The sequence below is a fragment of the Streptomyces sp. NPDC051664 genome, assembly GCF_044453545.1.
GTDB lineage: Bacteria > Actinomycetota > Actinomycetes > Streptomycetales > Streptomycetaceae > Streptomyces.
Genome location: NZ_JBITCU010000006.1, coordinates 84,798 through 104,205 on the forward strand (window position 1 = coordinate 84,798; position 19,408 = coordinate 104,205).

Consider the following 19,408-nt stretch of genomic DNA (forward strand, 5'->3'; position numbering starts at 1 on the left):
ATGAGCGTTGTCACCAATACGACCACGATCGGCGCGATCGACGCGCCGAGCCGTCGCAACACCGAGCTGGGCCTGATGGCTTTCGCCATCGGCATCTCGGTATTCGCGTACGCCAATGTGGGCCTTGCCATGGACGGCGATCTGCCCTCCGGCATGCTCGGATACGGCCTCGGCCTGATCCTGCTCGGCGGCGTCGCCCACCTCGTGGTGCGCAAGTTCGCCCCGTACGCGGATCCGCTGCTGCTGCCACTGGCGACCCTGCTCAACGGGCTGGGGCTGGTGCTGATCTGGCGACTGGACCAGTCACCTCGGCTGATCCAGCGGGCCAAGACGCTCTTCGGCGCCTTCAGCCCCGACGCGCCCAAGCAGCTGATGTACTCCGCGATCGGCGTCGCCCTGTTCGTCGTCGTACTGATGGTGCTCAAGGACCACCGCATCCTGCAGCGCTACACGTACATCTCCATGGCCGTGGCACTGGTACTGCTGATCCTGCCGATGTTCTTCCCGGCGGTGAACGGCGCCAAGATCTGGATCAGCCTCGGCCCGTTCTCCATCCAGCCCGGCGAGTTCGCCAAGATCATCATCGCGGTGTTCTTCTCCGGCTATCTGATGGTGAAGCGCGATGCCCTGGCCCTCGCCAGCCGCCGCTTCATGGGCCTGTACCTGCCCCGCGGCCGTGATCTCGGACCGATCCTCGTGATCTGGGGGCTGTCGATCCTGATCCTGGTCTTCGAGACCGACCTCGGTACGTCTCTGCTGTTCTTCGGCCTGTTCGTGATCATGCTGTACGTCGCCACGGAGCGGACCAGCTGGATCGTTTTCGGTCTGCTGATGTCCGCAGCCGGCGCGGTCGGCGTTGCCACCTTTGAACCGCACGTCCAGTCCCGTGTGAACGCCTGGATGGACCCGTTCGCGTGCTACACGACCGACACGAGCGGCGCCTGCGAGCAGATCGCCAACGCCATCATGTCCTTCGGTTCCGGCGGCACCCTCGGCACCGGCTGGGGCCAGGGCAACTCCGACCTGATCGGCTTCGCCGCCAACGCCGACTTCGTCCTCTCCACCGTCGGCGAAGAGCTCGGCCTCGCCGGAATGATGGCCGTCCTGCTGATCTACGGTCTGATCGTCGAGCGCGGTGTGCGCACCGCACTCGCCGCCCGCGACCCGTTCGGCAAACTCCTCGCGATCGGCCTCTCCGGCGCCTTCGCGATCCAGGTCTTCGTCGTCGCCGGCGGTGTCATGGGGCTCATCCCGCTGACCGGTATGACGATGCCGTTCCTCGCCGCCGGTGGTTCGTCCGTGATCGCCAACTGGGCTCTGATCGGCATCCTGATCCGGATCAGCGACACCGCACGCCGCCCCGCACCGGCCCCCGCTCCTTCCTCCGATGCCGAGATGACCCAGGTGGTCCGACCGTGAACAAGCCCCTGCGCCGGATCGCGATCTTCTGTGGCGTCCTCATCCTCGCCCTGCTCGTGCGGACCAACTACCTCCAGTACGTCCGCGCCGACGAGCTGAACACCCGCGACGAGAACCGCCGCGTCCGCATCGAGCGGTACGCCCATGAGCGCGGCAACATCATCGTCGACGGCAACCCCGTGACCGGCTCGGTCGAGACCAAGGGCAGCGACTTCAAGTACAAGCGGGCCTGGAAGAACGGCCCCATGTGGGCGCCCGTCACGGGGTACTCGTCGCAGGCGTTCGACGCCTCGCAGCTCGAAAGCCTTGAGGACGGCATCCTCACCGGCAACGACGACCAGCTCTTCTTCGACCGCACCCTGTCGATGTTCACGGGCGAGAAGAAGCAGGGCGGCAACGTCGTCACCACCCTCAACGCAGCCGCCCAGAAGGCCGCCTTCCAGGGGCTGGGCGACAAGAAGGGTGCCGTCGCCGCGCTCGACCCGCAGACCGGCGCCATCCTGGCCCTCGCCAGCACCCCCTCGTACGACCCCTCGACTTTCGCGGGCAACTCCGACACGGACACCAAGGCCTGGCAGAAGCTCCTGAAGGACAAGGACAAGCCGATGCTCAACCGGGCATTGCGCGAGACCTACCCGCCCGGCTCGACCTTCAAGGTCGTCACCGCCGCCGCGGCCCTGGAGAACGGCCTCTACACCGACATCGACGGCAAGACGCGTTCCCCGCTGCCTTACCGGCTCCCGCAGGTGAGCACCGTCCTGCAGAACGAGGGCAACATCCCGTGCGAGAACGCCTCGCTCCGGGAAGCGCTGCGGATGTCCTGCAACACCGTCTTCGGCAAGATCAGCGATGACCTGGGCAACCAGAAGATGATGGACGAGGCCGGCAAGTTCGGCTTCAACAAGGAGATCTTCACCCCGGTCCGCGCCGACGCGAGCATCTACCCGAAGGACAACCGGCCGCAGAACGCCATGGCAGGTATCGGCCAGGCGTCCAACCGCGCCACTCCGCTGCAGATGGCCATGGTCGCCGCTGCGGTCGCCAACGACGGCAAGCTCATGCAGCCGTACATGGTCGCCGAGCGGCAGGCTCCTAACCTCGACGCCATCTACACCCACGAGAAGGAGCAGCTCAGCCAGCCCCTCTCAGGTGAGAACGCGCAGAAGCTCCAGCAAATGATGGAGACCGTCGTCAAGAGCGGCACGGGAACCAACGCCCTCATCGACGGCGTCACTGTCGGCGGCAAGACCGGTACCGCCCAGCACGGTCTCAACAACAGCGAGAAGCCGTACGCCTGGTTCATCTCGTATGCGAAGACCGACAGTGGCTCCCCGGTCGCAGTGGCCGTAGTGGTCGAGGACAGCCAGGCCAACAGGGACGACGTCTCCGGTGGCGGCCTCGCTGCTCCGATCGCCCGGGATGTGATGAAGGCGGTCATCGACAACAAGTAGTGACGCCCATCACATGGGGCGCCATATCTGCACATTGGGATACCGGTCAGATATCAGGTGACGGCTCTGGGCCGATCAGGTAGTGCGTGGCCGGTAGCGTATGCGCGAGCAGCACACCGCCGGACCACACACCGGTGTGGTCGGGACTGACGGAGAGGGCTGGAACAGTTATGGAAGAGCCGCGTCGCCTCGGCGGCCGGTACGAGCTGGGCTCGGTGCTCGGCCGTGGTGGCATGGCCGAGGTCTACCTCGCTCACGACACCCGGCTCGGCCGCACCGTCGCTGTGAAGACGCTGCGGACCGATCTCGCCCGCGACCCGTCCTTCCAGGCCCGGTTCCGCCGTGAGGCCCAGTCCGCCGCCTCGCTCAATCACCCGGCGATCGTTGCCGTCTACGACACCGGCGAGGACTACGTCGACGGGGTCTCCATCCCGTACATCGTGATGGAGTACGTCGACGGGTCGACGCTCAGAGAACTTCTGCACTCCGGCCGCAAACTGCTGCCCGAGCGCACCCTCGAAATGACGGTCGGGATCCTCCAGGCGCTGGAGTACTCGCACCGGGCAGGCATCGTCCACCGCGACATCAAACCGGCGAACGTCATGCTGACGCGCACCGGCCAGGTCAAGGTCATGGACTTCGGTATCGCCCGTGCCATGGGTGACTCCGGCATGACGATGACCCAGACGTCGGCCGTCATCGGCACCGCCCAGTACCTCTCCCCGGAGCAGGCCAAGGGCGAGCAGGTCGACGCGCGTTCCGACCTGTACTCGACCGGCTGCCTGCTCTACGAGTTGCTGACGGTCCGGCCGCCGTTCATCGGCGACTCACCCGTCGCGGTTGCCTACCAGCACGTACGGGAAGAGCCGCAGGCCCCCAGCAACTTCGACCCCGAGATCACGCCCGAAATGGACGCGATCGTGTTGAAGGCCTTGGTCAAGGACCCCGACTATCGCTATCAGTCGGCCGACGAGATGCGCGCCGACATCGAGGCCTGCCTCGACGGCCGTCCGGTCGCCGCCACTGCGGCGATGGGCGCGGCCGGCTACGGCGGCTACGACGGGTACGGGCAGGACCAGCCGACCACCGCGCTGCGCGCTGCCGACCAGCACGGCGCCCAGACCTCCATGCTGCCCCCGGTCAACCCGGACGACGGCGGCTACGGATACGACGACCGCCCCGACCGCCGACGCCAGAAGAAGAGCAACACCTCGACGATCCTGCTGATCGCCGCGGGCATTCTGGTGCTGATCGGCGCGATCCTGATCGGCAGAGCCGTCTTCAACGGCGACAACAGCGACAACGGCAAGGTCGACGTACCGAACATGGTCGGGTCGACCGTGGACGAGGCGAAGGATCTCGCGACGAACGCCGGCGTCATCCTCAAGGTCGGCTCCAAGGAACCCTGCGCGGACCAGCCCAAGGGCAAGATCTGCAGCCAGACCCCCAAGGACGGCCGCCAGATGCGGGAAAACGAAACCGTCACGGTCGTCGTCTCCACCGGTGCACCAAAGGTCGAGGTCCCTGACGTCACGGAGAAGTCCGAGGAGAGCGCCCGTAAGAACCTGGAGGAGAAGGGCTTCAAGGTGACGGTCGTCGCGTCCGAGTCCTCCGACGCGCAACCCGGCACCGTACTCGACCAGGACCCCAAGGGCGGCACGAAGGCCGAGCCGGAGTCCGAGGTCAAGATCACGGTCGCCAGGGAGAAGACCCAAAACATTCCCAATGTGATCGGCAGGTCGTACGACGAGGCGGTGACCCAGCTCAACGGTGCGGGCTTCCAGAACGTTTCACAAACCCCCGTCGACTCGCAGAAGCCGGCCGGTGAGGTCATCGACCAGACCCCTTCGCCGACGGACGGCAAGAAGCCGCTGGACACCCCGATCGTCCTGAAGGTCTCCAAGGGCCCAGCGCAGCCGGAGCAGACAACGGTCCCGAACCTGCAGGGCAGGACACTCGCGGAGGCCAAGGCAATGCTCGCCCAGGCCGGACTGCAGCTCGGCCAGGTCAACGGCCCGACGGATGACAATGCGCGGATCGTGATCTCCCAGCCGAATACTGGCGAGACGGTCGCCAAGAACAGCGCGGTCAACATTCAGACCATGCCCGGCAACGGGAACGGGAACGGGAACGTCTTCGGCGGCCCGTCCGGCTCACAGGACTGACCCCGAACCGCACCACTCATCGGGCCTCGGCACCTCAAAGGTGACCGGGGCCCTTTGCGGTACCTGCCGCGATGCCTCCTGCCCGGCATACCGCACATGCAGTCGCAAACCGATCGTGTCTTCATATGTCCCGACCCGTTGGACCGTTGGGGTGGCGTGGGGATCAGACCTCACCCATCTCGCACCGGCATCCGAGACGAGCCGAAAGGACATGAACGTGATCAACGATGCAGTACTGCTGGAGTCGAGGTCTCTACGAGCAAGCATCGTGGAGCGAACGGAAGGACCATCGTCCCCATGTTCAACGCCCTCATAGAGGCCTCCGGTGAGCACCGCAAGGAGCTGATATCGCTCCGGGACGACGTCGAGAAGATCGAGCGGAAGCTCTGCAACCACCACCACCGGCTGAGACACCTTGAGCACGCCCAGGGCCCGCGCCCGTATACCGGAATCATGGCCTCCATCGACGCCATGAACTGGCGGGAGTTCGAGCACCACATCGCCGTACTGCTCCGCCGCGACGGCTGCACGGACGTCGTGGTGCACGGCGGCCCCGGCGACCGAGGCGTGGATGTCACAGCAGTGACCGCAGACGGCCGCAGCATCGTCGTGCAGTGCAAGAGCTTTGCGCCCTACCGTCCGGTGTGGAGCGGCGAGCTGCACAAGTTCCTCGGCGCCTCTTTCGTCCAGCACGGGGCCGATGTGGCTCTCTTCGTCGCCACGACCTCCTTCGCACCCGACGCACGCACCATTGCCGAGACCTACGGCATCACCCTCGTCGACCGCGCCCACCTCGAAAAGTGGAGCGCCGGAGTAACTCTCCCGATCCTGCGGTAGCCGTCAGCAACCGGTAGACGCGAAAGGGCCCGAAGCCGCAAGAGATGGTTGCGGCTTCGGGCCCAGTTCGTTCGTGCGAGAGTGACAGCATGTCGCTCCCGGAGGAGAGACAGTGTGTCCCTCCGGATCGGAGCTTGGCGTGACAGCCTGTCACGCTATCGCAGCTCCGCCGGCTTCGTACGGTCCTTGTCGACCTTCTCCGTCCGCACCAGCTCGCCCCACACGATGTACCGGTACCTCGACGTATAGACCGGCGTGCACGTCGTCAGCGTGATGTAGCGGCCGGGCTTCTTCACGCCCGCTTCCTTCGGGACCGGCTGGAGCACCTTGACGTTGTACTTCGAGGTCTCGGGGAGCTCCTTGAAGACCTTGTAGACGTACCAGGTGTCCTTGGTCTCGAAGACGACCGCGTCCCCCGTCTTCACCTTGTCGATGTTGTGGAACTTCGCCCCGTGCCCGTCGCGGTGCGCCGCCAGCGTGAAGTTGCCCTGCTTGTCCCAGGGGAGAGCCGACTTCACCGGGTCCGAGTAATAGCCGGCGATGCCGTCGTTGAGGTTCTTGGTGTCGGTGCCCTTCTTGACCAGCACCTCGCCGTTCTTCATCGCGGGTACGTGCAGGAAGCCGATGCCGTCCTTGGTGTCGAGAGCGCCGGGCCCGTCGGCCCAGTGGTCGCGGACGGTGTGGCCCTGCTTCGCGGCCTCGCGGTCGGCGAGCACATTGGTCCACCACAGGGAGTAGACGACGAACAGGCCCAGCACCAGGCCCGCAGTGATCAGCAGCTCACCGAAGACACTGACCGCGGTCGCCACGGGATGACGGTCCCTGCTCCGCACCGGGGGCGCGGACTCGTCGGTCTGTTCTTCCTGCTGCTGGGTCCTCGCTGCCACCGCACCCGTCCCTGTTGTGATGATGTTCAGCCGACGAGCGCGTCGGGCTTCCCCTTGCTGCGCGGCCGTTCGTCGACCATCTTGCCCCAGACGATCAACCGGTATGTACTCGTGAATTCGGGCGTACAGGTCGTCAGAGTGATGTAGCGGCCGGGCTTTGTGAAACCCGATCCGGGTGGCACCGGTCCGATCACCGAGACGTTGGACGGCGACGTCTGCGGAAGGACGCTGGTCATCTCGTACGTGTAGTACGCGTCCTGTGTCTCGACCACGATCGGGTCACCCTTGCTCAGCCGGTTGATGTAGCGGAACGGTTCGCCGTGCGTGTTGCGGTGACCGGCCAGCGCGAAGTTGCCCTGCGCGGCCGACGGCATCGCCGTACGGAGCGCGCCGTCGCCGTAGTGACCGACCATCCCGCGGTCGAGGACCTTCTCCTTGCTGGTGCCCTCGGCGATCGGCGCGACCACGTCGAGTTTCGGGATGTGGATGATGGCGAAGCCCTGCCCCGGCTCGAACGCTCCGGGCTTGCGGTCGCCCTTTGCCCAGTCGTCCTGGATCTTGTGCGTCTCGTTGCCCGCGATCTGTTCCGCGCGCACATTCGTCCACCACAGCTGGTACGTGACGAACAGCAGCATCAGCACACCGAGCGAGATGAACAGCTCGCCGACGACCCTGCTGGCGACGACGGCGGGGCTGTCCTTGGCCGCGCGGGCGGCGCGCCTCGCCTCGACGCGCGTCAGCGGTCTCCCGTCCGGCGCCGTCGATTCCGACCGGGCTTCCGGCCGCGGGTCGGCGCGTCGACGGCCGCGCCCCTTGGCGGCGCGCCGACGCTCGGCGCGGCCGCCGGCAGGCGGGTCCGTCCGCGGTCCGTGTTCGGCCGGTTCCGGGTGGGAGCCAGTGGCCACCGTGCTGTCCGCGTCGGGCTCCGGTGCGTGCTCGGGCGCGTACCGCGGCTCCGCCTCCGGTCGCAGCGCGGGTTCGGGTGGAGTCACCGCACGATCGGCCATGTGCCGGGTGTCGGCCGTCCGCAGACCGACCGTCTCTTCGTGGAGGGGGAGCGGCTGAGGCGAAGACGCCGTGACGGGCTCCTGCTGCCCGTACCAGTCCCGTTCGTACCCCTCGGGGTCGTACCACTCGCGCGGCGCCCCCTGGGGCTCTTGAGCCCCTTGTGACGCCTGCGCCTGCCCGTCCTGCGCCACCCCGGTGGCCGCCCCCTCCGCCGGAGGGTTCTCCGCCGGGAACCACGGCGAGGCGTGCTGCCCCGGCAGCGGATCGTTCAGCGGATCCGCCAACTGGTCGACTGCCGCCTCGAACGCGCCCGTGGGCTCGTACGCATGTTGCTCGTACGGGCCGTCCTGTCCGGGGTCGTGCTCGGGACGGAGTGCGGTCACGCGACGGCCTTGCCCACCACTGGCGCGAGCCCCACCGACCTCGCGACAGCGCCCGCATCACCGCACTGCGTCAGCCAGTTGGCCAGCATCAGATGGCCGTACTCCGTCAGCACCGACTCCGGATGGAACTGCACGCCCTCCACCGCCAGATCCCGGTGGCGCAGGCCCATGATGATGCCGTCGGCCGTGCGCGCCGTGACCTCCAACTCCTGCGGGATCGTGTCCGGTTCGGCGGCGAGCGAGTGGTAGCGGGTCGCGGTGAACGGGGACGGCAGTCCGGCGAAGACTCCCTTGCCCTCGTGGGTCACCGGCGACGTCTTGCCGTGCAGCAGCTCCGGGGCCCGGTCCACCACACCGCCGTACGCCACGGCCATCGACTGCATGCCGAGGCAGACACCGAAGACCGGAACGCCGGTCGCAGCACAGTGGCGCACCATGTCGACGCAGACTCCGGCCTGCTCGGGGGTGCCGGGGCCGGGCGAGAGCAGGACACCGTCGAAGCCGTCCTGGGCATGGTCCGTGGTCACCTCGTCGTTGCGCAGCACTTCGCACTGGGCGCCGAGCTGGTAGAGGTACTGAACGAGGTTGAAGACAAAACTGTCGTAGTTGTCGACGACAAGGATGCGGGCGCTCACTGGCCGGCCCCCCTTCCGCTCGTGCCGTCGACCGTCACGTCCCCGAACGGAAGCAGCGGCTCGGCCCACGGGAAGACGTACTGGAAAAGCACATAGACGACGGCGAGCGCCAGGACGAGCGAGATGAGCCCGCGCACCCACACATTGCCCGGCAGATGCTTCCAGATCCAGCCGTACATGCTGTCCCCTCCATTCGGTACGGGACCAGACTAAAGGGCCGGGGCCGGGGCGTGGGTCAGCTGTGGAAAGCTGCGGGTCTGCCGTCGGTCACAGGCTGGGTCGCGTCGAGGTGCGCCCAGGCGATCAGCCGGTGGCTGCTGCCCCATTCGGGGTCGCAGGTCGTCAGCGTCAGATAGCGTCCGGGGCCGTCGAAGCCGGACTTGCGGGGGACGGGGTCGATCACACCGGTGTCGCTCGGCACGGTCCGGTAGGGCTTCTTGTCGATGCGGTACGTGAACCATGTCGTGCCGTCCGTCACGATCACCGCGTCACCGGCACGCAGCTTCGGGAAATCCTTGAAGGGATCCCCGTACGTGCGTCGGTGTCCGGCCACGGCGAAGTTGCCCGTCGCGCCGGGGGAGGCGGTTCCCCGGTAGTGACCGAGGCCCTTCTGTAACGTTCTGACCTTGGTGTTCTCCAGGATGGGCCACTCCCAGCCCCTGCCGAGGCGGGGGATGTACAGCATCGCGAACGCCTTCCCGTCCGGGTACGCGGCGGGTGTGGGCGGCGCGGACGCGGTGGAAGCGGGCGCATCGGCGGTGGGCGAGGGCGACGCGGCCGACGCGGGTGCGGACACGGCCCCGCGAGCCCACCGGTCCTGAAGGCCGTCGATCTGCCCCTCGGTAGCGCCTGCGGCCTTCACTCCGGTCCAGAACAGCACGTAGACCACAAAGAGGATGATCAGGGCGCCAACGGTGATGCACAGTTCGCTGAACGTCCTGACGATCAGTCGCACCGACACCGGTCGGCCTCCCCGGAACTGCTCGCTACTTCACCGGCTTCGCATAGTGGAGATCCACTGTGCCCGAGTAGCCGGGAAGAGTCACCGCCTCGCGCTCGTCGACTTTCCAGCCCAGCCCGTACGCCTTCACGTACAGCAGGTAGTTCTGGATCGCCGGGGAGTTGTCGAGGGCCTTCTTGAGGCTGTCCGGGTCACCGACCGCGGTGATCTTGTACGGGGGTGAGTAGACCCGGCCCTGCAGGATCAGGGTGTTGCCGACGCAGCGCACGGCACTGGTGGAGATCAGCCGCTGGTCCATGACCCGGATACCGCGGGCCCCACCCTGCCAGAGAGCGTTGACGACCGCCTGCAGATCCTGCTGGTGAATGACCAGGTCATTGGGTTGCGGGTCGGGGTAGCCGGGCTTCGCGGTGGCGTCCGGCGGGGCGTCGTCGAGGGTGACGGCAATGGCCCGGCCGGAGAGCTTCGCGGTGCCTGCCTCCCGCTCCAGCGCCTTGAGCCTGGCGTCCTCCGCCTTCGTGCTGCCGTCGTCGCGCTGGGCGAGGGAGTCGATGTCGTCACGCAGGGATGCGTTGGAGTCGTCGAGCGCCGCGTTCTTCCCGCTGCGCTGCTGGATCAGGTCGGAGAGCTTCAGCAGCGAGGAGTCGGTGCGGATGTTGGTGCCCTTGGCCGTGTTGGCACTGGTGACGAAGATCAGTCCGGCGAGGGCGAAGACGGCAGCGGTGAGCACCCGGACCGGGTGCCTGAGGGGGCGCCGGACCGGCCCTTGGGGAGAGTCGGCAGAATTGCTCAACGTACCCTTATCTCCTTCGGCGCCACGGAAGCACTACGCTAACGGACGCCCGGGGGAGGCAGCATTCCCCCTCGCGCCCCGGCGCCAGCCATAGTTCCCTGCGCGGTCACGCAGCGCATCGACAGGAGAGTTCCTCGTGCCGAAGTCACGTATCCGCAAGAAGGCCGACTTCACGCCGCCTCCGGCGAAGCAGGCAACCAACATAAAGCTGACCAACCGCAGTTGGGTGGCGCCGGTGATGCTGGCGTTCTTCCTGATCGGTCTGGCCTGGATCGTCGTTTTCTACGTGACCGACGGCGATCTGCCGGTCGACGCGCTCGGGAACTGGAACATCGTCGTCGGCTTCGGCTTCATCGCCGGCGGCTTCGGCGTCTCCACACAGTGGAAGTAGCTCCACCTCGTACCTGGCACCACAGCTGACCCCGGTAGTGCAACCCTTGCCCTGAGTTACCCACAGCGTTATCCACAGGTGGGGGAAAAGGTCAGACGATCTGTGGATAACTCCTTGGATGTTGACGCCGGTGTGACTGCAGCCTCCCCCATCAAGGGGTGGCACGCCCCTTGTCCGGACTGGAAAAACCCAGCTCAGCGACAAGGGGCACAGTTGTACCCACAGAAATGCACAAGATCACACCCCGGCTGTGGACAACTGCACGAAGGGCGACGTCAGCCGGTCTGCGATCACTCTGTGATCAGGTCAGCGCGGCCGTTCTGGCGACCACGATGAGGATCACCGCCGCCAGGACCAGCGCACAGGTGCCGTACTGCACCAGTGCACGCCGTCCGCGCGGTGCATGCACCAGGGCGATGGCGATCACCGTGCCCGCGATCAGACCGCCGACGTGCGCCTGCCAGGCGATTCCGCCCCAGGTAAAGGTGAAGAGCAGGTTCAGCGCGAGGAGCACGAGAACCGGCCGCATGTCGTAGTTCAGGCGGCGCATGAGCACCGCGGTGGCGCCCAGCAGGCCGAAGATGGCGCCGGAGGCACCGAGCGAGGGCTGATTCGGTGCTGCGAGCCAGTAGGTGAGAGCGCTGCCCGCCAGGCCGGAGAGCAGATAGAGCGCGAGGTAGCGGGCGCGCCCGAGCGCTGCCTCCAGGGGGCCGCCGAGCCACCACAGGCCCAGCATGTTGAACGCGATGTGCCACACCTCCTGGTGCAAGAACATCGACGTCACCAGCCGGTACCACTGGCCCTCGGCAACACCCTCCGGCGGGCCGCCGTAGTAGAGGTTGGCCCGGCCGAACAGCGTCAGATCCGGGAGCAGGGCCGACTTCACGTGCACCACGATGAACAGGGCGACATTGAGAGCGAGCAGGATCTTGGTGACCAGCCGGGGGTCGGCTGCGACGGTGCCGCCGGCGAGGGTGCGCGGCTGATTGGCCGCCGGTCCGTGCCCCGTGCCGGATCCCTGGCGGACGCAGTCCGGACACTGGAAGCCGACCGAGGCGCTGACCATGCATTCGGTGCAGATCGGGCGGTCGCAGCGGGTGCAGCGGATCCCTGTCTCACGGCCCGGGTGGCGGTAGCAGCCGAGCGGGCCGTCGGTGGCGCCGGACTGGTCCCGGGTGCCGGGCGGCTGCTCGTCCATCGGTCCCATCACTTCCTGGTCCCCTTGGTATCTCGTGAGCGGCAGCGCGCACAAAGCCGCCCTGCTCATCCGCTATGTAAGCAGTACGGACAAGCAGGGCGGTTGGTTCCCGACGGAGGAATCAGAGAGTGATCATCCGGTGACCACCGGAGATCATCGGGTCTCGACGACGACCGACTCGATCACCACGTCCTGCACCGGACGGTCGGTGCGGGCGTTGGTCTGGGTGCCCGCGATGGCGTCCACGACCTTCTTGCTGGCCTCGTCCGTCACTTCACCGAAAATGGTGTGCTTGCCGGTCAGCCACGCGGTGGGCGAGACGGTCACGAAGAACTGCGAGCCGTTGGTGCCCGGGCCGGCGTTGGCCATGGCCAGCAGGTACGGCTTGTTGAAGCTGAGGTCCGGGTGGAACTCGTCACCGAACTCGTAGCCCGGGCCACCGGTGCCGTTGCCCAGCGGGTCGCCGCCCTGGATCATGAAGCCGCTGATGACACGGTGGAAGACGGTGCCGTCGTACAGCCGGTCCTTGGACTTCTTGCCGGTCGCGGGGTGGGTCCACTCGCGCTCGCCCGTGGCGAGCTCGACGAAGTTCTTGACCGTCTTGGGCGCGTGGTTCGGCAGAAGCCGGATCTCGATGTCGCCTTGGTTGGTCTTCAAGGTGGCGTAAAGCTGCTCGGCCACGATCTGCCTTCCGTAAGTCTTCGCTGACGTCCACCGATCCTCGCACGGACCATCCCTCAGGTCGCCCGACCGCCACCCGCGAACGGACATCCCTCACCTTCTTGCCTGATTTCACGCCGCTCGCCTGCCGCTTCCCGCAGGAACAAATGAGGCCAAGCGCGTGACGAACCGGCGCGTACTGAGCTGAACCGTGGCATTGTCGTCGGCAAGCTCCCCTTGCACCGCATTGCCCGAGGACGTCTCTCATGACCGTCCCTCACGACCGTCGCTCATGACCCGGATGCCCGCCCCACATGCCACTTGGGCCACCGGCAGGCATGATCTCGAAATGGGTGGAAAGGCGGAGTACCTACCCGCCACCAAGGAGGAGGATCCCGTGACCCGCATCGACAGCGTGCGCGCCGCAACCGACTCGGCGAAGGAGAGCGTGCAGCACGCCGCGGAAGTGGTGGCGCCCTACGCCGGAACGGCCAAGGACCAGGCCGCACGTTATGCGCACGAGGCCCGTACGCGGCTCGCGCCGAAGGCGTCGAAAGCAGCCCAACAGGCCCGCGTCCAGTACGACGCATATCTCGCACCGCATATCGAACTGGCCCGCTCTCATGTGCCGCCCAAGGTCGACGAGGCCGCTCAGCGCGCCGCGCTCCGCACCCGCCAGGCCACCAAGTACGCCGCGGAGTACACCGTGCCCCGCGTCGGGTCCGCGGTGGCCGCCGCGCAGCCCGTCGCCGAGGAGGCCACGTCCCGCAGCATCGCGGCCCTGGCCGCCCTGCGCGGTCAGGTCACGCCGAAGGAGATCCAGCAGCTGGCCAGAAAGCACAGAAGGCGGGCCAAGGCCGGCCGCGCGCTGAAGGGCTTCGCCGTGGTCTCCCTGGTGGCGGCCGGCAGCTATGCCGCCTGGCGGTGGTGGGACAAGCAGGCCAACCCGGACTGGCTGGTCGAACCGCCCGCCCCCACGGAGGTCTCCGACCGCGCACCGCTGACCTCGGTCGACGGCAGCGGCCCGACGGTCCTCGACCCCGAGGTCCGTGCCAAGCAGGACGACGCCGGCCCCGACGGGACGGACGAGGTGGACGGAACGGACCTCGACGACCGCCGCTGAGCCACCGGCCCGACAGAACGGGCGCCGGGAAAACCCTGGGGTTTTCCGGCGCCCGTTGCGTTGTTCATGGAGAGCCATCGGCAGAGGAGAAGAGTGGACTTTCCGCTTCCGCTGTTGGACTTCTGTGCCGAGTTCCGTCCGCATACCTTCCGGACCGGCGCATCCTGACAGATCTTGTCGCGTGCATCGCAATCCATGCATGGCGTCCGTGTCAGGAGAAGCCCATGGTCCGGCACCGCACCGCACTCCGCCGCCTCCCCGCAACGTGCGCGGCACTGGCCGCGTACGCGGTTCTCGCCATCGCCCCGGCCGGTGCCGAGGAGCCACCACCCCTCGTCGACCCCGCCACCCCTGCCGGAGTCCAGCCGCTCGGCGCCGGACCCCGGGCGGCCCAGGCCCTGGTGTTCAGCGACGAATTCACCGGAACCGCCCTGGACACCTCGAAGTGGACCGCCCGTGACCAGGAGCGCACCGAATCCTCCCGTACCGACGGGAACCGCTGGTGGTACAGACCCGGCAACGTGCGCGTCATCACCGACAACGGCGGAAACCTCGCGATCGACCTCACCAAGCTCGCGGACAAGCAGTACGCGGGCGGCCGTGTCGACAGCCAGGGCAAATTCGACTACACCCATGGCACCCTCGAAGCCCGCGTCCACACGTCGTACGCGACCGACGGCCATCTCGCCGCGGTCTGGCTGCAGGCGAGCGCCGGACACGGCTCGGTCCTGGGAACGGCCGCGGACGGTGCCGAGTACGACATCGTGGAGACCGCCGACCAGGCCGACACGTACCCCGTCACCGTTCATTACGACGGCTACGACGCCGACCACAAGTCGTCCTCCGCGATGGTGGGTGCGCCCGGACTGCACAGCAGCTGGTACCACACCTACGGCATGAGCTGGACGCCCACCCGGATCCAGTTCACCTTTGACGGCGCCGTCGTCCGCACCCTCACCGACCCGAAGCTCGTCAGCCTGGTCAGGGAGTTCCCGATCCTCTCCCACGAATGTCTGCAGTTCGCCGACGGCCAACTGGCCAACGCTCCGCTCGATTCGAATTCCACGATGTACGTCGACTACATCCGCGTCTGGCAGTAGCCCCGTGCCGCCGGCCCCGGCCGGACAGCCACTCCCGTGGGACGGGCACGCGGGAAGAGGCGGTACGGAATCCGAACCGCCTCTTCGCACACGGGCATGCGCCGAAGTCCGCTCACAGGACCTTGGAGAGGAAGGTCCTGGTGCGGTCGTGCTGCGGGTTGGTGAGGACGTCCCGGGGGTTGCCGGCTTCGACCACCACGCCGTCGTCCATGAAGACGAGGGAGTCGCCGGCTTCGCGTGCGAAGCCCATTTCGTGGGTGACTACGACCATGGTCATGCCTTCTTCGGCGAGGCCGCGCATGACGTCGAGGACGTCGCCGACGAGTTCGGGGTCGAGGGCGGAGGTGGGCTCGTCGAAGAGCATCAGCTTGGGTTCCATCGCCAGGGCGCGGGCGATGGCGACGCGCTGTTGCTGCCCGCCGGAGAGCTGGGAGGGGTAGTTGCCGGCCTTGTCGGCCAGGCCGACGCGGTCCAGCAGTTTTCCGGCGCGTTCGCGGGCGACGGCTTTGGTTTCACCCTTGACCTGGACGGGGGCTTCCATGACGTTCTCGAGGGCGGTCATGTGCGGGAAGAGGTTGAAGCGCTGGAAGACCATGCCGATGTCACGGCGTTTGAGAGCGACCTCGCTGTCCCTGAGCTCGTGGAGCTTGTTGCCGTTCTGCCGGTAACCGACGAGGTCGCCGTCGACGTGGAGGCGGCCTGCGTTGATCTTCTCCAGGTGGTTGATGCAGCGCAGGAAGGTCGATTTGCCGGAGCCGGAGGGGCCGATGAGGCAGAACACCTCGCGGGGGGCGACTTCGAGGTCGATGCCCTTGAGGACCTCGATCGGGCCGAAGGACTTGTGGACGCCCTCCGCCTTCACCATCGCGGTCATGCCGTGACTCCCTTCGGGCGGCGCACGGAAAGCAGGGTGGCTCTGATCTTCTGCAGCGGAGTCGGCGGGAGGCTGCGGCTGGAACCGCGGGCGTAGTGCCGTTCCAGGCAGTACTGGCCGACGCTGAGGACCGAGGTGAGGACGAGGTACCAGACGGCTGCCAGGAACAGCATCTCCACCGGCGCACCGGAGGTCTGGCCGATGTCCTGGGCCTGACGAAGGAGTTCGTCGTACTGCACCGCGGCTACCAGGGAGGTCGTCTTGAGCATGTTGATGACCTCGTTGCCCGTGGGGGGCACGATGACGCGCATGGCCTGGGGTATGACGACGCGGCGCAGGGTCTTGCCGTGGCTCATGCCGAGGGCGTGGGAGGCCTCGGTCTGGCCCTCGTCGACCGAGAGCAGACCGGCGCGGCAGATCTCGGCCATGTATGCCGCTTCGTTCAGCCCCAGCCCCAGGAGTGCGGTGAGGAACGGCGTCATGAAGTCGGACCATTCGTCCTTGTAGAACGGGCCGAGGTTGATGTACTCGAAGACGAGGCCGAGGTTGAACCAGACGAAGAGCTGGACCAGAACCGGGGTGCCGCGGAAGAACCAGATGTAGAACCAGGAGATCGATGAGGTCACCGGGTTCTTCGACAGGCGCATGACCGCGAGGATGATGCCGCCGATGATTCCGATGGCCATCGATAGGACGGTCAGGATCAGGGTCTGGCCGACGCCGTCGAGGATACGGCGGTCGAGGAAGTAGTCGGGGACGGCGGCCCAGTTGATCTTTCCCTGTGAGAAGGCGTAGACGATCGCCGTGAACAGTGCGATCGCGATGACGGCGGCGATGTACCGGCCGTGGTGCCGGACCGGAACGGCTCTGATGACCTCCCGCTCGCCGGGCGGGGCTGTGGTCTCAACAGACATGGGAGTGCTGCCTCTCAACGGCTCGATGACGTTTCTTCGCCGGTCATGTGCCGCCGTTGATCTTTGCCTCGGTCACCGCGCCGGCCTCGACACGCCACTTGGCGACGATCTTCTTGTACTCGCCGTTCTTGATGACGGCGTCGAGCGCGGCCTGAATCGCTTCGCGGAGCTGGGTGTTGCCCTTGGCGACGGCGATGCCGTACGGGGCAGCCTCGACCTGATCGCCGACGATCCGGAAGTCGTTCCCGCCGCCCGAGGTCTTGGCCGCGTACGCCGCCACCGGGAAGTCGGACACCCCGGCGTCCGTGCCGCCGGACCGCAGCCGGGTCTGGGCCTGCTGGTCGTTGTCGAAGGCCTCGATCGCGATCTTGCCCTTCTTGGCCTTCACGCACTTGGCGTTCTCGAGCTCGGCAAGGTCCTCGGAGACCGTGCCGCGCTGGACGACGATCTTCTTGCCGCACAGGTCGGCCCAGGTCCTGATGCCCTGGTCGTCGTCCTTCCTGGTGTAGATCGAGACACCGGCGGTGAAGTAGTCGACGAAGTCGACGCCCTCGCCGACCTTCTTCCCGGTCTCCGGGTCGACGCCGTTCTGCCGGTCCTTGGTATCCGTCATGGCCGACATGGCGAGGTCGTACCGCTTCGCGCGCAGACCGGTGATCAGCGCGTCGAAGGTGCCGTTCTCGAACTCGAACTTCACACCCAGCTGCTTGCCGAGGGCGTCCGCGATGTCCGGGTCGATCCCGACGACCTTGCCGGAGCTGTCCTTGAACTCGACCGGCGGGTACGCAATGTCCGATCCGACCTTGATCACGCCCTTGTCGCGGATCGCCGGGGGCAGCTTGTCCGCGAGCGGGGCCGCGGAGGTGACGCCGGGGACGCAGTCGTCGGACTCGTCGTTCGTCTGGTTGCCACAGGCGACCAGGAGGGAGAGGAGTCCTGCCGTGGCGACGGCTGCCACGGCTCGGCGTGCGGCGAGTGGTCTGGTCATGGTGTTTTCTCCGTGGATTCGGACCGGGAGGGGAAGTCGGCTCAGTGCGGGAGACGTGCGTCGGGGTCGACGACACGAAGGCGCGAGACGGCGGGGTCGAGCGCTCCGCGTACATGACCGCTGGGAGCCGTGGCGGTGCGCTGGAGGAAATCGATCACTTCGGTCGTGATGACCTCGCCCGGCAGCACGTTGGGGATGCCCGGGGGGTAGGCCGCCAGGGTGTCCGCCGAGATCATGCCGACCGCATCCGAGGCCGGCACGGACCGAGAGGGGCTGAGAAAGGCATCGCGGGCGGTGAGCCGGGCCGGGCCGGGAGACGGCAGCCGCAGGCGGCGCCAGTCGCCCTCGCCAACGCCGACCAGAGGGGTGGGAAGGCAGTGGAGGGCTTCGATGAAGCGGTCCATGTCGGGCACGGCGCCCGCGCCCACCACGGCGACGACCGCGGAATCGGTCGCCACCTCCACCATGATCTGGTGGTCGCGTGCCAGGAGCCGACGTGCTTCGTGCCCGGATATGCCGCCACTGCGGGTGTCGATGGCGATCCGCAGAGGATCGGCGGCGACGATGTCCGGGAACAGCTCGAAGGTGTCGCTGACGATCGCGTACCGGCCGAGTCTCCGGATCACCCGGCGGGCGCTCTCGGCCGCCTCCACCGATGCGCCGACGCCTTCGCGGTTGGTCACCAGGCTCGCCCGCGCCACGTCGAGCGACGCCATCAGCAGCGCACTCGCGCTCGTCGACTGCACCATGCGGAAGGCACGGTCCACGAACGGCTCCAGGCGGTCGGTGAACGGGCCGTGGCCGAGATGGAGCATCGCCGACTGGGTGAGGCTGCCCGCCAGCTTGTGTGTGCTGGACGTGACCAGGTCGGCGCCCTGGGAGAGCGCGTTGTCGGGGAGGCCGGGGTGGAAGCCGAAGTGCGAGCCCCACGCCTCGTCCACGATCAGTGGAACGCCTGCGGCGTGGGCCGTCTCGGCCAGGGCGCGGACATCGGCGACCGCGCCGAAGTAGCTGGGTGTGACGACGTACGCGGCCGCCGCGTCCGGGTGCGCGGCGAGGGCCTTGGCCAGGTCCCCGGCGGTGACTCCATGAGCGATGCCCTGGTCCGTGTCGACCGACGGCTGCACGAAGGCGGCGTCCAGCCCCGACAGCACGAGCCCGTCGATGACGCTTGAGTGGACGCTGCGCTGCACGACCAGAACGCGGCCGAGTGCCGGTGCCACGAGGGACGCGATCTGGTTGCCCTGCGAGGCGCCGTTGGTCAGGAACCACGTACGCCGGGCGCCCCAGGCGTCCGCGGCCAGGGCGAGTGCTTCCTGCAGCGGAGCCTTGGCGCCGAGATCGATCCCGTCGAGGAGCGGCGGGAAGTCCAGGCGGAGCGGCTCGGCCCCCAGGAGGGAGGTCAGAGGTTCGAAGCTGAGCGTGTCCGCCGCGTGTCCGGGGACGTTCAGTCGAACCCAGCTGCGGCGTGCGTGGGCCCGTAGGGCTTCGGCGTACGGAGCACGGTGCTGTCCGGATCCGGTCGGCCGTCGCGCATCAGTGGATGTGGTGGTTGTGCTGTTCACGCCGGTGAGCGTCGCACCCCCCGAGCTATCGAGGAATACATGAGTTCCCTGCAGCC

General features: G+C 67.3%; 19 protein-coding genes. 7 read left to right on the forward strand and 12 right to left on the reverse strand.

The genetic code is table 11. The features are described 5' to 3' along the window. The 4 genes from ACIA8E_RS13890 to ACIA8E_RS13905 all read left to right on the forward strand — a co-directional run bounded on the left by ACIA8E_RS13890 (position 1) and on the right by ACIA8E_RS13905 (position 5,872). Positions 1 to 1,419: an FtsW/RodA/SpoVE family cell cycle protein gene (locus ACIA8E_RS13890; protein ID WP_399297740.1), complete on the forward strand. Its 1,419-nt coding sequence runs from the start codon at positions 1 to 3 to the stop codon at positions 1,417 to 1,419. Continuing rightward, a complete protein-coding gene (locus ACIA8E_RS13895; RefSeq protein ID WP_399297742.1) occupies positions 1,416 to 2,870 on the forward strand; it encodes a penicillin-binding transpeptidase domain-containing protein in 1,455 nt (484 codons plus the stop codon). The genes ACIA8E_RS13890 and ACIA8E_RS13895 overlap by 4 nt, the downstream gene beginning before the upstream one ends. A gap of 170 nt (positions 2,871 to 3,040) precedes the next feature. Further along, positions 3,041 to 5,035 (forward strand): Stk1 family PASTA domain-containing Ser/Thr kinase, encoded by a 1,995-nt coding sequence (pknB, locus tag ACIA8E_RS13900; RefSeq protein WP_399297744.1) that lies wholly within the window; start codon positions 3,041 to 3,043, stop codon positions 5,033 to 5,035. A 297-nt stretch (positions 5,036 to 5,332) separates the two neighbouring features. Further along, positions 5,333 to 5,872 carry a restriction endonuclease gene (locus tag ACIA8E_RS13905; RefSeq protein WP_399297746.1) on the forward strand — a complete coding sequence of 180 codons (540 nt, stop codon included), beginning with the start codon at positions 5,333 to 5,335 and terminating at the stop codon, positions 5,870 to 5,872. 155 nt (positions 5,873 to 6,027) lie between these two features. Here ACIA8E_RS13905 and ACIA8E_RS13910 read toward each other — a convergent pair whose 3' ends face one another. The 6 genes from ACIA8E_RS13910 to ACIA8E_RS13935 are packed head-to-tail and all read right to left on the reverse strand — an operon-like array spanning position 6,028 to position 10,539. Beyond that, entirely contained in the window at positions 6,028 to 6,759 is a 732-nt protein-coding gene (locus tag ACIA8E_RS13910; RefSeq protein ID WP_399297748.1) for a class E sortase, read from the reverse strand. 26 nt (positions 6,760 to 6,785) lie between these two features. Beyond that, complete coding sequence (locus ACIA8E_RS13915) at positions 6,786 to 8,150, reverse strand: class E sortase (protein WP_399297750.1); 1,365 nt, start codon at positions 8,148 to 8,150, stop codon at positions 6,786 to 6,788. Further along, positions 8,147 to 8,785, reverse strand: a complete 639-nt coding sequence (locus tag ACIA8E_RS13920) for an aminodeoxychorismate/anthranilate synthase component II (RefSeq protein ID WP_330245481.1) — start codon at positions 8,783 to 8,785, stop codon at positions 8,147 to 8,149. The genes ACIA8E_RS13915 and ACIA8E_RS13920 overlap by 4 nt, the downstream gene beginning before the upstream one ends. Continuing rightward, positions 8,782 to 8,964 (reverse strand): hypothetical protein, encoded by a 183-nt coding sequence (locus ACIA8E_RS13925; RefSeq protein WP_399297752.1) that lies wholly within the window; start codon positions 8,962 to 8,964, stop codon positions 8,782 to 8,784. The genes ACIA8E_RS13920 and ACIA8E_RS13925 overlap by 4 nt, the downstream gene beginning before the upstream one ends. 56 nt (positions 8,965 to 9,020) lie before the next feature. Then, positions 9,021 to 9,746: a class E sortase gene (locus ACIA8E_RS13930; RefSeq protein ID WP_399297754.1), complete on the reverse strand. Its 726-nt coding sequence runs from the start codon at positions 9,744 to 9,746 to the stop codon at positions 9,021 to 9,023. A 25-nt stretch (positions 9,747 to 9,771) separates the two neighbouring features. Next, positions 9,772 to 10,539, reverse strand: a complete 768-nt coding sequence (locus tag ACIA8E_RS13935) for a DUF881 domain-containing protein (RefSeq protein WP_399297756.1) — start codon at positions 10,537 to 10,539, stop codon at positions 9,772 to 9,774. A 136-nt stretch (positions 10,540 to 10,675) separates the two neighbouring features. Here ACIA8E_RS13935 and crgA point away from each other — a divergent pair, with 136 nt between their 5' ends. Continuing rightward, positions 10,676 to 10,930 (forward strand): cell division protein CrgA, encoded by a 255-nt coding sequence (gene crgA / locus ACIA8E_RS13940; RefSeq protein WP_030972440.1) that lies wholly within the window; start codon positions 10,676 to 10,678, stop codon positions 10,928 to 10,930. A gap of 301 nt (positions 10,931 to 11,231) precedes the next feature. On the opposite strand, the gene ACIA8E_RS13945 is transcribed toward crgA, so the two are convergent. Together ACIA8E_RS13945 and ACIA8E_RS13950 are read right to left on the reverse strand one after the other, a co-directional pair. Next, the gene (locus ACIA8E_RS13945; RefSeq protein WP_399297758.1) at positions 11,232 to 12,128 is read right to left on the reverse strand and encodes a rhomboid family intramembrane serine protease; all 897 of its coding nucleotides are present in this window, start codon (positions 12,126 to 12,128) and stop codon (positions 11,232 to 11,234) included. A 153-nt stretch (positions 12,129 to 12,281) separates the two neighbouring features. After that, the gene (locus ACIA8E_RS13950; RefSeq protein WP_030972436.1) at positions 12,282 to 12,809 is read right to left on the reverse strand and encodes a peptidylprolyl isomerase; all 528 of its coding nucleotides are present in this window, start codon (positions 12,807 to 12,809) and stop codon (positions 12,282 to 12,284) included. Positions 12,810 to 13,185: 376 nt separating this feature from the next. Between ACIA8E_RS13950 and ACIA8E_RS13955 the strand changes: the two genes are divergently transcribed. Further along, positions 13,186 to 13,911, forward strand: coding sequence for a DUF5324 family protein (locus ACIA8E_RS13955; RefSeq protein WP_399298137.1), 726 nt, complete (start codon positions 13,186 to 13,188; stop codon positions 13,909 to 13,911). A 224-nt stretch (positions 13,912 to 14,135) separates the two neighbouring features. Then, positions 14,136 to 15,011: a family 16 glycosylhydrolase gene (locus tag ACIA8E_RS13960; RefSeq protein WP_399297761.1), complete on the forward strand. Its 876-nt coding sequence runs from the start codon at positions 14,136 to 14,138 to the stop codon at positions 15,009 to 15,011. Between the two features lie 112 nt (positions 15,012 to 15,123). On the opposite strand, the gene ACIA8E_RS13965 is transcribed toward ACIA8E_RS13960, so the two are convergent. The 4 genes from ACIA8E_RS13965 to ACIA8E_RS13980 are packed head-to-tail and all read right to left on the reverse strand — an operon-like array spanning position 15,124 to position 19,352. Then, positions 15,124 to 15,885, reverse strand: a complete 762-nt coding sequence (locus ACIA8E_RS13965) for an amino acid ABC transporter ATP-binding protein (RefSeq protein ID WP_399297763.1) — start codon at positions 15,883 to 15,885, stop codon at positions 15,124 to 15,126. Then, positions 15,882 to 16,799, reverse strand: a complete 918-nt coding sequence (locus tag ACIA8E_RS13970; RefSeq protein WP_399297765.1) for an amino acid ABC transporter permease — start codon at positions 16,797 to 16,799, stop codon at positions 15,882 to 15,884. The genes ACIA8E_RS13965 and ACIA8E_RS13970 overlap by 4 nt, the downstream gene beginning before the upstream one ends. Positions 16,800 to 16,842: 43 nt before the next feature. Next, positions 16,843 to 17,787 carry an ABC transporter substrate-binding protein gene (locus ACIA8E_RS13975; RefSeq protein WP_399297767.1) on the reverse strand — a complete coding sequence of 315 codons (945 nt, stop codon included), beginning with the start codon at positions 17,785 to 17,787 and terminating at the stop codon, positions 16,843 to 16,845. A 41-nt stretch (positions 17,788 to 17,828) separates the two neighbouring features. Next, entirely contained in the window at positions 17,829 to 19,352 is a 1,524-nt protein-coding gene (locus ACIA8E_RS13980; protein ID WP_399297769.1) for an aminotransferase class I/II-fold pyridoxal phosphate-dependent enzyme, read from the reverse strand. Positions 19,353 to 19,408: the final 56 nt, after the last annotated feature.

What these genes read in the sequence shown, in the direction of transcription:
- ACIA8E_RS13890 (WP_399297740.1), top strand. Translation starts at nt 1, where the DNA reads ATGAGCGTTGTCACCAATACGACCACGATCGGCGCGATCGACGCGCCG.
- pknB (WP_399297744.1), top strand. Translation starts at nt 3,041, where the DNA reads ATGGAAGAGCCGCGTCGCCTCGGCGGCCGGTACGAGCTGGGCTCGGTG.
- ACIA8E_RS13905 (WP_399297746.1), top strand. Translation starts at nt 5,333, where the DNA reads ATGTTCAACGCCCTCATAGAGGCCTCCGGTGAGCACCGCAAGGAGCTG.
- ACIA8E_RS13925 (WP_399297752.1), bottom strand. Translation starts at nt 8,964, where the DNA reads ATGTACGGCTGGATCTGGAAGCATCTGCCGGGCAATGTGTGGGTGCGC.
- ACIA8E_RS13945 (WP_399297758.1), bottom strand. Translation starts at nt 12,128, where the DNA reads ATGGACGAGCAGCCGCCCGGCACCCGGGACCAGTCCGGCGCCACCGAC.
- ACIA8E_RS13960 (WP_399297761.1), top strand. Translation starts at nt 14,136, where the DNA reads ATGGTCCGGCACCGCACCGCACTCCGCCGCCTCCCCGCAACGTGCGCG.
- ACIA8E_RS13965 (WP_399297763.1), bottom strand. Translation starts at nt 15,885, where the DNA reads ATGACCGCGATGGTGAAGGCGGAGGGCGTCCACAAGTCCTTCGGCCCG.
- ACIA8E_RS13970 (WP_399297765.1), bottom strand. Translation starts at nt 16,799, where the DNA reads ATGTCTGTTGAGACCACAGCCCCGCCCGGCGAGCGGGAGGTCATCAGA.
- ACIA8E_RS13975 (WP_399297767.1), bottom strand. Translation starts at nt 17,787, where the DNA reads ATGACCAGACCACTCGCCGCACGCCGAGCCGTGGCAGCCGTCGCCACG.